Below are 12476 nucleotides of genomic sequence, written 5' to 3'. Positions count from 1 at the left end.
GCCGTGCCAGCCTCCTGATCACCCGCGATCCTTACCCCGCAGCATGCTGTTCAGCACATCGTCGCGGCGCACCCAACCATGAAACAACGCCGCCGCCAAGTGCAGCAGCACAGTCAGAAACAGCAGATACGCCAGATACCCATGCGCCTTGCGCAGGAACGCAAACACCTGCGCATTCGCCGGCAGAATCGACGGCAACTGCAACGAACTACTGAGCATCACCGGATCGCCGGCCGCCGAAATCATCGCCCAGCCCAGCAGCGGCAAAATCAGCATCAAGGCGTACAGCAAGGCATGCGAGGCCTTGGCCGCGACCACTTGCCAACCCGGCAGGTCCGCCGGCAGCGGTGGTTGCCGGGTCGAAAAACGCACGGCCAGACGCACGATCACCAGCAACAGAATCGCAACGCCCAAAGGTTTGTGCAGATGGATCAGCCACTGATGGCGCTCAGACACCGAGGCCGCCATACCCGCGCCGATAAACAGCATCGAGAGGATCATCAGCGCCATCAGCCAGTGCAACAGCCGCGCCAATGGCGCGAAATGGTTCGGTTGAGCGCTCATTATTGAGACTCCTGTTTGGCGTTGGGCAACTGCTTCACTTCGCTGGTGCGGCGCAGGTAGGAACGGGCGTAACCCGCTGAGCGAGCGGCGAGCAGCGGGTCGTCGGAGCCTTCGATACCGCTGGGCAATACCAGTGGGTCGTAGTTGATGTCACGGCACTCGCCATTGAGTTGCGGCTGGGTGCTTTCGAGCACCAGCGTGCCGGCGTTCAGCACTTTTCGGCCGTCGGGCCAGGCTTTGCTCGCGTCGTTGACCGGGTCTTCGGGGTTCGCCAGAGTAATGTTCAACTGCCAACGCAGCGGTCCGGCGGACAAGCGCTGCACCAGATCTTTCTCTAGGAAATCACCGCCCTCGGGAGCCGTCGCACCTGCCGCGTCCTGAGCAACCGGCGTCATGCTCCAACGCACCGCCTGCCGTTGCCCGGCCGCGTTCACCAGGTAAAACGCGTTGACGCTGTTATAGGTTTGCGTCGCGTAACTGGCCGACGGTTTGGCGGTTTTGATCCAGGCCAGAAACGGCGCGGCTTCCGGGTGAGAACCGAAAAACGCTGGAACAGCCGCCGGGTTTGGTTTGCCGGTAGACGGATCCGGTGACTGTGCTTGTTGCAACTGATAGAACGCCTCGGGCGTGCCCACCGGGAACACCGGCATGCTGTTCATCCCGGTGCGCCACTGCTGGCCGTTAGCCTGAGTAAAACGCAACGCCAGACTGCGGATCGGCACGCTGTTGTCCGGCGCGTAAGGATTGCCGGCGGGCAGCGCGAAACGCCCGACCACCGGGGTCCGCGCTTCGCTGAACACTTGGGCGCTGGAATACTCGCGCGCCTGGCTGCTGCTCTCGAAATGCCCGATCACGCACACGCCTTTGGCGTGGTTACGACGGAACCCCGGGTGTACGCCGTTGTTTTTCTCCAGCACATTGACCAAGGCTTTCGGCGTCAGGCGCTGTGGGTCGAGTGTGCCGTTGACGTAGGCAAAAGCCCCGGCCAGCGCGGCGACCACCACGGCAATGCCGGTCAGGCGCAACGTCAGGCTCGCGGCACTCAGCGGTGGCCGGTCAGGCCCCGTTGGCGGTGATGAGCGATCTACCATGAATGACTCCAGGGCCATCGGCCACAAGTGAGAAGAATCAGGCAGACGAACCGCGCCAAGGTTTATTCCATCGCCCGGTGTTTATTTTTCCGGGCGTGGAATAACCTCGAATGCCGGGCGTCTTCCTGAACACTCACCACAGCGTAGTGACTGGTCAGAACTTCATGAACGATATCGACGAACAACTCAGGGAAGTCATTCCCAGGCTACGGCGTTTCGCCGTATCGCTGACGCGCAACCCCAGTAGCGCCGATGATCTGGTGCAGGCCTGCCTTGAGCGCGCGCTGTCGAGTTGGGGCGACAAACGTCCCGAGGGCGACTTGCGTGCTTGGCTGTTTTCGATTCTTTATCGGCAGTTTCTCGACGCTCATCGCCGCTCCCGGCGTTATGCGCGCATGCTCGAATTCTTTACCGGTCGTGATGATGCGCAGCCTTCGGCAGAACGTACCGTGATTGCCCAATCGACCCTGCAAGCCTTCGATCAGCTCAGCACCGAACAGCGCGCACTGCTGCTCTGGGTGTCGGTGGAAGGCTTGAGTTATAAGGCGGTCGCCGAGATCCTCGACGTCCCCACCGGCACCGTGATGTCGCGCCTGTCCCGCGCACGCCAGGCCTTGCGCCAGCTCAGCGACGGCGAAATCAACCGCCCTTCCCTGCGGAGACTCAAATGATCAGCATGCCTCCCAGCGAGCGTGACCTGCACGCCTACGTCGATCACCAACTCAGCGATGCCGACCGACATCGGGTGGAGACTTATCTGGCCAACAATGCCGAAGTGGCCGCGCAAGTACGCGCTTGGCAACACGATGCCCAACAGTTGCGCGCGGCCCTGGGCGGCGCCTTGCAGCAACCGGCCAACCCGCAACTCGACCCGGTAATGATTCGCCAGCGAGTCAAACGCCAGTCACGCCGCCATCTGGCCAGCGCCGCGATGCTGCTGATCGCAGTCAGCGTCGGCGGATTGGGCGGTTGGCAGGCGCGACAGATGACCCTGGTTAGCGCCCCGCTGCCGATGACTGATGCGATGCAGGCCTACCGACTGATTGCCCAGCAAGGCATCCTGCCGGCGGACTACAAAGTCAGCGATGACGGCGATATGCAGGGCTGGCTCGATCGGTATTTCAGCCAGGCCCAACGCCTGCCGAACCTGACCGCTGCCGGATACACACCCGTCAGCGGGCGACTGCTCAGTACCGAACAAGGGCCGGCGGCGATGGTGGTTTATGAGGATCAGGCCGGCCACAAAGTCAGCTTCTACGTCCGCCCGCCAGGACCTAAAAACTTCCTCCTGCCTCGAGGGAGCCGCAGCGATGGTGAGTTGCAGGCCGAGTATTGGTCCGGGGCTGGGTACAATTATGCGATGGTCAGCCCAAGTGACACGCCGGCGGCGCAGATGCTCAAGCAAACTGCGCAGTTCTGATCACCACCGCCAATCCCTGTGGGAGCGGGCTTGCTCGCGAAGGCGATTTAACATTCAACGTTTATGTTGACTGACCCGCCGCCTTCGCGAGCAAGCCCGCTCCCACAAGGGGTCGGTGGAGGCCTGAGGTTGTGCTTACCCCTGCCCAAACACCTGCGAAGGCCTGCGCAACAGCGGATCGAACGGATTGATCCGCGGCCCGATCAGCGCGGCTTCGCGTTTGAGCATCTCCACCACTGTCGGCAAGCGATCCGGCCCCAGGCGATCGCTGACCGTGGCCACACTCAACGCCGCCACCGCCCGGCCTTCGCGATCAAGGATCGGCACGGCCACCCCGGCCATGCCTTGCAATACGCCGGTGTTGCGTCCGGCGTAACCAAGGGTGCGCACATTCTCGACTTCCGAGCGCAGGAATACCTCGTCGTAGAGGTGGAAATCCTTGAGCCGCGGCAAGTTGTAATGAATCACCGTGTCGCGTTCCTCTTCCGGCAGAAACGCCAGAATCGCCAGACTGCCTTGCCCTACGCCGAGCGCCACCCGTCCGCCGATGTCACCGGTAAACGTGCGGATCGGAAACGGCCCTTCACTACGGTCCAGACAGATCGCATCAAAGCCACTGCGCGCCAGCAAAAACAACGAGTCCCCCAACGACGCCGACAGCCGCAGCAATGCCGGCCGCGCCAGCTCGCGCAAATTGCCGGTATTGCCGGCGCGGGCCGCCAAGGCAAAAAACTCCAGGCTCAGGCGATAGCGTTTGCTGCGCACGTCCTGCTCGACCATGCCCTCGTCCATCAGGCTACGCAGCAAGCGGTGCGTCGTTGGCTGCGACAAACCGATGCGTTGCGCCAGTTGGGTCACGCGCTCTCCACCTTCGACGGTGTCCCCCAGACTGCGCAGCACTGCAAACAGTCTTGAGACGGCACCAACACCGACTTCATTTTTATTTTCATTCCGCTCAATGGAATCAGGCATGTGATTTCTCGACAATAAATTTACTCACTGAATGAAACTGAAAATAGTCATCGCTTCAGTGAAATAGGCCATTGAGCCCATCCTATTCTTCGTCCTACTCTGCGTCCATCAGGGGCGATTCGAACAACAGAGGCAGCCGACAGAAGTCGAGCGCCAACGCACCCCGGCAACATCCTTTTCGTATCTGCCCATACAAAAAAGCGCGCCTTTGGCGACGCATAACAATCTCAGGTGGAGCGCAGTCATGGCCTTCGTGCAACTTGAAAACCTCGGCAAACGTTACGGCGAAATCGACGCGGTCGTCGCCACCAACCTGTCGGTGGAAAAAGGCGAGTTCGTTTCCTTGCTCGGCCCCTCCGGCTGCGGCAAAACCACCACCCTGCAAATGATCGCCGGCTTCGTCGAAGTCAGCAGCGGGCGCATTGTGCTGGACGGTCGCGACATCACCCACGCCAAACCCGCCAGTCGCGGCCTCGGGGTGGTGTTCCAGAGTTACGCGCTGTTCCCGCACATGACCGTGCAAGACAATGTCGCCTTCGGCCTGCGCATGCGCAAAGTGCCCAATGGCGAGTTGCAGCAACGGGTGGATCGGGTGCTGAAACTGGTACGTCTGAACCAACACGCCGAGCGTTATCCACGAGAACTCTCCGGCGGTCAGCGCCAACGTGTTGCGCTGGCCCGGGCGTTGGTGATCGAGCCGCCGGTGCTGCTGCTCGACGAACCGCTGTCCAACCTCGACGCCAATCTGCGCGAAGAGATGCAGTTCGAAATCCGCCGCATCCAGCGCGAGGTCGGCATCACCACGCTGATGGTCACCCACGACCAGTCCGAAGCGCTGTCGATCAGCGACCGGGTGGTGGTAATGCAGGCCGGACGCATCACCCAGATCGACGCGCCCTACACCCTCTACGAACACCCGCGCACCGAGTTCATTTCCGGCTTCGTCGGCAAGGCCAATCTGCTGCCCGGCGAACGGGACAGCGCTGGCGTTGTGCAGGTCTGCAATCGTGGCGACGGCGAACTGACCCTGAGCCTGCGCCCGGAAAAAATCGATCTGCGTGATGTTGGCCATGGTCGTTTGCAAGGCAAGATCGTCAGCCGCTTCTTCCTCGGTAGCCAATGGCTGTACGGCGTATCGACATCGTTGGGCGAACTCAGCGTGGTGCGCCGCAACGACGGTTCGGCTCCCTTGATCGAAGGCACGGCGGTCGGCCTCGACTGGGACTCGGCGCTGCTGCGGGTGCTGAGTGTCGATGAGGTGTCGGCATGAGTACGCTTGTCGTCATTCGCCAGGGACGCCAGGGTTATTGGCTGTCAGCACCGGCCCTGGCCTTGTACCTCGGTTTACTGGTCATCCCGTTGGGCCTGACGCTAGTGCTGTCGTTCAACGTCTTCGACTACAGCTCGGGAATTAACAGCGACGCCTACACCCTCGATCACTACAGCAGCCTGCTGGGCGATCCGTACTTCTACGAGATCTTTCTGCGCACGTTCTGGATCAGCGCCCTGACCACCCTGCTCTGCGTGGTGATCGGCGTGCCCGAGGCCTACATCCTCAGCCGCATGGGCGCGCCGTGGCGCTCGATCTTCCTGATTCTGATCCTCACGCCGTTGCTGATTTCGGTGGTGGTGCGCGCCTTCGGCTGGAGCCTGTTGCTCGGCGCCGACGGCCTGGTCAACCAGACCCTGCAAGCCTTCGGTGGCTCGCCGATGAAGTTGCTTTATACGCCGTTCGCCGTGGTGATCGCCCTGGTCCACGTGATGCTGCCATTCATGATCATTCCGGTCTGGACCTCGCTGCAGAAACTCGACCCGGCCGCCGAACAGGCCGCGCTGTCACTGGGCGCCAGCCACCTCACGGTGATGCGCAAAGTGGTGCTGCCGCAAATCATGCCCGGTGTGCTCTCCGGCACCTTGATCGTGTTCGGCCTCGCGGCCAGTTCATTTGCCATTCCCGGACTGCTCGGAGGACGCCGGATAAAGATGGTCGCCACGCTGATCTACGACCAGTACCTGTCGGAGCTGAACTGGCCGATGGGCGCGTCCATCGCCGTCGCGCTGCTGTTGCTCAACCTGCTGATCATGCTGTCGTGGAACCGGATGATCGAAGGCCGCTACAAGAAGTCATTGGGATAACTCGTCATGTCCAGAAACGGTCCTTTCGCCCTGCTGTTCCATACCCTTGTGGTGCTGTTCATGCTCGCGCCGCTGGTGGTGGTGTGCCTCGTCGCCTTCACCCCGGAAAACACCCTGAGCCTGCCGACCACGGAGTTTTCCCTGCGCTGGTTCCGTGCAGTGTTCGAGCGTGCAGACTTTGTCGATGCGTTCTACAACAGCCTGATCCTGGCGTTCTGCGCCGCCACGCTGGCGACGCTGATCGCGGTGCCGGCAGCCCTGGCGATCACTCGATTCGAGTTCCCCGGCCGGGACTTTTTCAACGGGCTGTTCTTGTCGCCGATCATCATTCCGCACCTGGTGCTGGGCGTCGCGTTGCTGCGGTTGTTTGCGTTGATGGGCGTCAACGGCAGCTTCGCCTGGCTGATCTTCGCCCATGTGCTGGTGATCACGCCGTACGTGCTGCGACTGGTGTTGGCCTCGGCCATCGGTCTGGACCGCAGTGCCGAACACGCCGCGCAATCCCTGGGCGCCGGACGCTTCACGTTGTTCCGGCAAATCACCTTGCCGATGATTTTGCCCGGGGTCGCCGGTGGCTGGCTGCTGGCGTTCATCAACAGTTTCGATGAGGTCACGTTGTCGATCTTCGTCACCTCGCCGGCCACGCAAACGCTGCCGGTGCGCATGTACGTGTACGCCACCGAATCCATCGATCCGATGATGGCGGCGGTGTCGGCCCTGGTGATTGCGCTGACGGCGTTGACGATGATTCTGCTCGATCGGGTCTACGGCCTGGATCGGGTGCTGGTGGGTAAACAATGAGGTCGCCATGGCTCTGCTGAAACGACTGGCCGAAGGCGACCGCCCGGCCCTGGACTTTACCCTCGACGGCAAGCCTGCCCGTGGCTTGCTCGGCGACACCCTGCTGACGGCCGTGCTGACCTGCAGCGAACACCTGCGCGGCAGCGACTTCAGCGCCGAACCCCGCGCCGGCTTCTGCCTGATGGGCGCCTGCCAGGACTGCTGGGTACGCCTGGGCGATGGCCGCCGGGTGCGGGCTTGCTCGACGCTGCTCGAAGCCGGTCAACACATCAGTCGCGAACCGGGGCGCTCCCTATGAACACCAACTTCCCCTGCAGAAACCCAATCCCCTGTGGGAGCGGGCTTGCTCGCGAAAGCGTCGTGTCAGCCACCACACCTATTGAATGTGCCGCCCCCTTCGCGAGCAAACCCGCTCCCACAGGATTGCAGTGTCGATCACTTATGAGGTGGGCATGAAACCTGTAGTCATCATCGGCGCAGGCCCCGCTGGAATCCGTGCGGCGCAAACCCTCGTTGCCCACGGCGTGCACCCCGTGCTGCTGGACGAAGCCGCCCGCGGTGGCGGGCAGATTTATCGGCGTCAGCCGGCGAATTTCAAGCGTTCGTCGCTCAAGCTGTATGGCTTCGAAGCACGCAAGGCCAACGCGCTGCACCAGACAATCGACGCACTGCGCGAGCAACTCGATTACCGTCCTGACACGCTGGTGTGGAACGCCGAAGCTGGGGCGCTCGACACCTTGCATGAGGGCCGCGCCGCACGGCTGGAATTCTCCCGGGTGATCGTCGCCACGGGCGCCACCGACCGGATTTTGCCCGTGCCAGGCTGGACGTTGCCGGGGGTCTACAGCCTCGGTGCGGCGCAGATTGCCTTGAAGTTTCAAGGCTGTGCCATCGGCGAACGGGTGGTGTTCGCCGGCAGCGGGCCGTTGCTGTATCTGGTGGCGTACCAATACGCCAAGGCCGGCGCCAACGTGATCGCCGTGCTCGACAGCTCGCCCTTCAGCGCTCAGGCCCGCGCCCTGCCCGGTCTGCTGGCGCAACCGACCACGTTGGCCAAAGGCATTTATTACCGCACCTGGCTGACCGCCCATGGCATCCCGGTGCACCAGGGCGCTACCTTGAAACGCATCGATGGCGAACACCGCGTGCAATCGCTGAATTGGCATAACGCAGCAAGTGAACATCGAATCGAATGCGACGCCGTAGCCTTCGCCCACGGCCTACGCAGCGAAACCCAACTCGCCGACTTGCTGGGCTGTGAATTCACCTGGAACCCACTCAACCGCGCCTGGCTGCCGCAGCGCGACAGCGCCGGTCGCAGCAGTGTCGCCGAGGTGTACCTGGCCGGTGACGGCGCCGGCATCATGGGTGCCGACGCCGCGGAAATGGCCGGTGAACGGGCTGCCCTGGCGCTGCTTGAAGACATCGGTTACCTGATCCCGCCGCAGCGTGCCACCCAGCTGGAACAGTCGCTGAACACTATCGGCAGATTCCGCCAAGGCCTGGAGCGCGCCTTTATCTTTCCCGAAAGCTGGGCCACCGACGCCGCGGATGAACTGATGATCTGCCGCTGCGAAGAAGTGCGCGCCGGCGATATCCGCCAGGTGGTGCGCGAAGGCCATTGGGAGATCAATCGGGTCAAGGCCCATTGCCGGGTCGGCATGGGTCGCTGCCAAGGACGGATGTGTGGCGCCGCCGCAGCGGAAATCATCGCCTGCGAAAGCCAGCGCAACCTGTCCGACATCGGCCGATTGCGAGCTCAGGCGCCGATCAAACCCTTGCCGTTCGGTCTGGAGGTCGAGCCATGATCGAGGTCGATGCAATCATTATTGGTGGCGGCATTGTCGGGGCCTCCGCCGCCCTGTTCTTGAGCAAGGCCGGCCGTCGCGTCGCATTGCTGGAGCGGGACTTTTGCGGTTCGCACTCCAGCGGTGTGAACTACGGCGGCGTGCGTCGTCAGGGCCGGCCGCTGTCGCAATTGCCGCTGTCGCAACGGGCTCACGAGATCTGGGGGCAACTGCCGCAGTTGATCGGCATCAACGGCGAGTATCAGCGCAGCGGTCACCTGAAGCTCGCCCGCAGTATCAATGACTTGCACGCCTTGCAGGATTACGCCGCCAGCAGCCAGGGGTTCGGCCTCGATTTGCAGGTACTCGACCGCAATCAGTTGCGCGCACGGTTTCCGTGGGTCGGCGAGGTCGCGGTCGGTGCTTCGTTGTGCCCGGACGACGGCCACGCCAACCCGCGACTGGTGTCTCCGGCCTTCGCGCAGGCGGCGCGTCGGCACGGTGCGCAAATCCATGAACAATGCGCAGTGACGGCGGTGGAGCATGACGGTCAGCGCTTTCACGTCAGCACTCAATCCGGCCTCGAGCTGCACGCCCCCTGGCTGCTGAATTGCGCCGGTGCCTGGGCCGGAAACCTCGCCGCGCAATTCGGCGAAGCGGTGCCAATGCATGCCGGTCACCCGGCGATGCTGGTCACCGAACCGTTGCCGCTGGTGATGAATGCCAGCACCGGCGTCGAGGGTGGCGGCATCTATGCCCGTCAGGTCGCTCGCGGCAATTGTGTGTTGGGCGGCGGCCAGGGCTTTGCCCTCGATGACGCCCGCGCCCGGCCTGGTCAGAACGCCGTCATCGAGATCTTGCGCCAGGCCGTCGAACTCTACCCGTTTCTCGAAGGCGCCCAGGCGATTCGCACCTGGAGCGGCACCGAAGGTTATTTGCCCGATCGCCAACCGGTGATCGGCCACAGCAGCACCCAACCCGGTCTGTTGCACGCGTTCGGCTTTGCCGGCGCAGGCTTTCAGATCGGGCCTGCGGTGGGCCAGGCGCTCACCGAGATCATCTGTAGCGGCGCGTCAAAGACGTCGCTGGATGCGTTTTCCATCACCCGGTTTCACTCCATCTCCGTTGCTTGATAGAGGAAGGTCGCGCCATGAATCATTTCAAACGCAGTGCACTGCTCGGTTTCTCTTGCTTGGGCGCCATGCTCACGGTCAACCAGGCCCAGGCCGAACCGACGCTTTACCTGGGCATGAACGGCGGAACCATGGAGCGGCTCTACGCCGACAAGGTGCTGCCGGCTTTCGAGAAAGCCAATAACGTCAAAGTGGTGATCGTGCCGGGAACCTCCGCCGATATTCTGGCCAAGGTCCAGGCCAGCAAAGGCAACCCGCAGATGCACGTGATGTTCCTCGACGACGGCATCATGTACCGCGCTATCGCCATGGGCTTGTGCGACAAACTCGAAGACAGCCCGCCCCTGGCGCAGATTCCGGCCAAAGGCCGCATCAAGGATCAAGCCGTGGCGGTCAGCCTTGGGGTCACCGGGCTGGCGTACAACACGCGGCTGTTCAAGGAAAAAGGCTGGAGCGCACCGACCTCATGGATGGACATGGCCGACCCGCGCTTCAAGGACAAACTGGTGTTTCAGTCGATGGCATCTTCGACCTTCGGCCTGCACGGTTTTCTGATGTTCAACCGGATTCAGGGCGGCAGCGAAACCGACGTCGAACCGGGGTTCAAGGCATGGCCGAACACCGTCGGGCGTAACGTGCTGGAGTACATTCCGAGTTCGGCGAAGATCTCCGAAATGCTCCAGACCGACGAAGCGGCGCTGTTCCCGCTGACCCCGACCCAGGTCACCGCGCTGAAACTCAAGGGCATGCCGGTGGAATATGCACAGCCCAAGGAAGGCTCCGTGGTGCTCAACGTCGCCGAATGCGCCATCGCCAACAATACCCAACCGGAACTGGCGCAGAAACTCGCGGCCTTCCTGCTGACGCCCGAAGCGCAAGCCGCCGCGCTTGAAGACGGCGATCAGATTCCGTCCAACCCGAATACGCCAACCACCGACAAGACCCGCGGTCAGGTCGAGGCGATGAAGCAGTATCTGACGACCGCGATCGCCATCGACTGGGATCAGGTCAACGAACAGCGCCCGGCGTGGAATGCCCGGTGGAATCGCAGTATCGAGCGCTAACCTCGAAGATCAAAAGATCCATGTGGCGAGGGAGCTTGCTCCCGTTGGGCTGCGAAGCGGCCCCAAAAAAGGAACTGCTGCGCAGTCCAACGGGAGCAAGCTCCCTCGCCACAAAAGCTCTCTCACCACAGTAGCTTCACCAACACCAGTGGAAGGCAAATTCCCCATTTGGTTAAACTACGCCGCCGCAGCTTGGGAGCGGCCTGAAGACTACGGGGTGACTTCACAGTGGCCATTCGACCACCCAACCGTCCGCGACTCACACCACGCTGGCCCGCGCTACGCCGTTTCTTCGGCAAGGCATCTGCGACGCCGGCCAGTGGCAGTACGCAGGGCCGGGTGATCCACGACTACTTCCACCGCAAGGCCCATAACCAGGGCTACACCCTCAGCCATAGCCAGCAACGAGTGATCGACTGCATGGCGCAGCACGCTTCGGCGCTGCTGGGCACATCAGCGCCGACACTCCCCGGTCTTTACCTCTTTGGTGCAGTCGGGCGCGGCAAGAGCTGGTTGCTCGACGGTTTTTTCCAGGCCATCCCCATCGCGGAAAAACAACGCCTGCACTTCCATGAGTTTTTTGCGCAACTGCACCAAGGCATGTTCATCCATTGCGATCAGCCCGATGCGCTGGCGGTCACCCTCGACGAACTGCTGCAAGACTGCCGGGTGCTGTGTTTCGATGAATTCCACGTGCATGACATCGGCGATGCGATGCTCATCACGCGGCTGTTCAAGGCGCTGTTTCGCCGGGGGATTGTGCTGCTGGTGACCTCCAACTATCCGCCGGAAGGTTTGCTACCCAACCCGCTCTACCACGCCCGTTTCAAACCGGTGATCGATCTGGTCAACACGCGCATGCAGGTGATGGAAGTCGGCGGCCCGCATGATTACCGCAGTCAGGCGCGCACCCACGCACAGCAGTTGTTCACCCAGGGCCGGTACGTCTGGCCGGCCACGGTGGCCCAGCGTCAAGTGTTGCAGCTGCTCGAACACGACGCACCGGCCATCCAGCTGCCCGTCGGGACACGGCACCTGCAAGCCCGATACTGTGAAGGGCGAAGCGTCGGCTTCACCTTCGCCGACCTGTGCGAACACCCCACCGCGGTCATGGACTACCTGGAACTGTGCCGACGGTTCGACCGCTGGATCATCGACAAACTGCCCAGCCTCGCCGACTGTTCAATCGCCGCCCAACAGCGTTTCATCAACCTGATCGACGTCTTGTACGACCAGGACAAGCACCTGATTCTGCTCGGTCACCAGTCATTGCGCGAAAGCCTGGGTGGCGATGCTATCGACCTGGCGCGTACGCGCAGCCGGTTGGGGCAGTTGGTGGAGGTCAAGGAAGAGGTTTGATCAAGACTCTTGTGTTGGGCGACCGGCCTCTTCGCGGGCAAGCCTCGCTCCTACAACGGTTTTGTGTTGTACCTCGATCTCTTGTAGGAGCGAGGCTTGCCCGCGAAGGCGGCCTGACAAGCACCACAACTTTCCCGCTATCATGTCGC

The 12476-nt window shown here is 62.3% G+C and carries 13 protein-coding genes; 10 read left to right on the top strand and 3 right to left on the bottom strand.

Translation table 11 applies throughout. From position 1 onward, the window contains the following. Window positions 1-18 precede the first annotated feature (18 nt). Entirely contained in the window at window positions 19-564 is a 546-nt protein-coding gene (locus KW837_RS02715; protein ID WP_218394402.1) for a cytochrome b, read from the bottom strand. Then, entirely contained in the window at window positions 564-1655 is a 1092-nt protein-coding gene (locus tag KW837_RS02710; RefSeq protein ID WP_218394401.1) for a catalase family peroxidase, read from the bottom strand. The genes KW837_RS02715 and KW837_RS02710 overlap by 1 nt, the downstream gene beginning before the upstream one ends. 164 nt (window positions 1656-1819) lie before the next feature. Here KW837_RS02710 and KW837_RS02705 point away from each other — a divergent pair, with 164 nt between their 5' ends. Together KW837_RS02705 and KW837_RS02700 are read left to right on the top strand one after the other, a co-directional pair. Then, on the top strand, window positions 1820-2326 hold the full coding sequence (locus KW837_RS02705; protein ID WP_218395139.1) for an RNA polymerase sigma factor: 507 nt from the start codon (window positions 1820-1822) through the stop codon (window positions 2324-2326). Then, entirely contained in the window at window positions 2323-3075 is a 753-nt protein-coding gene (locus KW837_RS02700; RefSeq protein WP_218394400.1) for an anti-sigma factor, read from the top strand. Before KW837_RS02705 ends, KW837_RS02700 begins: the two co-directional genes overlap by 4 nt. Before the next feature lie 135 nt (window positions 3076-3210). Here the strand turns inward: KW837_RS02700 and KW837_RS02695 are convergent, their stop codons facing one another. Next, a complete protein-coding gene (locus KW837_RS02695; protein ID WP_218394399.1) occupies window positions 3211-4047 on the bottom strand; it encodes an IclR family transcriptional regulator in 837 nt (278 codons plus the stop codon). A 244-nt stretch (window positions 4048-4291) separates the two neighbouring features. Between KW837_RS02695 and KW837_RS02690 the strand changes: the two genes are divergently transcribed. The 8 genes from KW837_RS02690 to zapE all read left to right on the top strand — a co-directional run bounded on the left by KW837_RS02690 (window position 4292) and on the right by zapE (window position 12327). Next, a complete protein-coding gene (locus tag KW837_RS02690) occupies window positions 4292-5317 on the top strand; it encodes an ABC transporter ATP-binding protein (protein ID WP_218394398.1) in 1026 nt (341 codons plus the stop codon). Further along, a complete protein-coding gene (locus tag KW837_RS02685) occupies window positions 5314-6183 on the top strand; it encodes an ABC transporter permease (RefSeq protein ID WP_192342594.1) in 870 nt (289 codons plus the stop codon). Before KW837_RS02690 ends, KW837_RS02685 begins: the two co-directional genes overlap by 4 nt. Before the next feature lie 6 nt (window positions 6184-6189). Then, entirely contained in the window at window positions 6190-6984 is a 795-nt protein-coding gene (locus tag KW837_RS02680; RefSeq protein ID WP_007896923.1) for an ABC transporter permease, read from the top strand. A gap of 7 nt (window positions 6985-6991) precedes the next feature. Beyond that, complete coding sequence (locus KW837_RS02675; RefSeq protein ID WP_218394397.1) at window positions 6992-7282, top strand: (2Fe-2S)-binding protein; 291 nt, start codon at window positions 6992-6994, stop codon at window positions 7280-7282. Window positions 7283-7436: 154 nt separating this feature from the next. Further along, window positions 7437-8792 (top strand): NAD(P)/FAD-dependent oxidoreductase, encoded by a 1356-nt coding sequence (locus KW837_RS02670; RefSeq protein ID WP_218394396.1) that lies wholly within the window; start codon window positions 7437-7439, stop codon window positions 8790-8792. Next, window positions 8789-9904: an FAD-binding oxidoreductase gene (locus tag KW837_RS02665; RefSeq protein ID WP_218394395.1), complete on the top strand. Its 1116-nt coding sequence runs from the start codon at window positions 8789-8791 to the stop codon at window positions 9902-9904. Before KW837_RS02670 ends, KW837_RS02665 begins: the two co-directional genes overlap by 4 nt. Before the next feature lie 17 nt (window positions 9905-9921). After that, a complete protein-coding gene (locus tag KW837_RS02660) occupies window positions 9922-10968 on the top strand; it encodes an ABC transporter substrate-binding protein (RefSeq protein ID WP_192342590.1) in 1047 nt (348 codons plus the stop codon). 228 nt (window positions 10969-11196) lie between these two features. Beyond that, entirely contained in the window at window positions 11197-12327 is a 1131-nt protein-coding gene (zapE, locus tag KW837_RS02655) for a cell division protein ZapE (protein ID WP_218394394.1), read from the top strand. Window positions 12328-12476: the final 149 nt, after the last annotated feature.

Source organism: Pseudomonas sp. PDM24, assembly GCF_019218905.1.
In the GTDB taxonomy this organism is placed as follows: Bacteria; Pseudomonadota; Gammaproteobacteria; order Pseudomonadales; family Pseudomonadaceae; genus Aquipseudomonas.
Note: the sequence above shows the minus strand (reverse complement) of the source record. Positions and strands in the feature narration are given on the sequence as shown.

Coding starts and splice junctions, on each gene's coding strand:
- KW837_RS02715 (WP_218394402.1), bottom strand. CDS start 564: ATGAGCGCTCAACCGAACCATTTCGCGCCATTGGCGCGGCTGTTGCAC.
- KW837_RS02710 (WP_218394401.1), bottom strand. CDS start 1,655: ATGGTAGATCGCTCATCACCGCCAACGGGGCCTGACCGGCCACCGCTG.
- KW837_RS02705 (WP_218395139.1), top strand. CDS start 1,820: ATGAACGATATCGACGAACAACTCAGGGAAGTCATTCCCAGGCTACGG.
- KW837_RS02700 (WP_218394400.1), top strand. CDS start 2,323: ATGATCAGCATGCCTCCCAGCGAGCGTGACCTGCACGCCTACGTCGAT.
- KW837_RS02695 (WP_218394399.1), bottom strand. CDS start 4,047: ATGCCTGATTCCATTGAGCGGAATGAAAATAAAAATGAAGTCGGTGTT.
- KW837_RS02690 (WP_218394398.1), top strand. CDS start 4,292: ATGGCCTTCGTGCAACTTGAAAACCTCGGCAAACGTTACGGCGAAATC.
- KW837_RS02685 (WP_192342594.1), top strand. CDS start 5,314: ATGAGTACGCTTGTCGTCATTCGCCAGGGACGCCAGGGTTATTGGCTG.
- KW837_RS02680 (WP_007896923.1), top strand. CDS start 6,190: ATGTCCAGAAACGGTCCTTTCGCCCTGCTGTTCCATACCCTTGTGGTG.
- KW837_RS02675 (WP_218394397.1), top strand. CDS start 6,992: ATGGCTCTGCTGAAACGACTGGCCGAAGGCGACCGCCCGGCCCTGGAC.
- KW837_RS02670 (WP_218394396.1), top strand. CDS start 7,437: ATGAAACCTGTAGTCATCATCGGCGCAGGCCCCGCTGGAATCCGTGCG.
- KW837_RS02665 (WP_218394395.1), top strand. CDS start 8,789: ATGATCGAGGTCGATGCAATCATTATTGGTGGCGGCATTGTCGGGGCC.
- KW837_RS02660 (WP_192342590.1), top strand. CDS start 9,922: ATGAATCATTTCAAACGCAGTGCACTGCTCGGTTTCTCTTGCTTGGGC.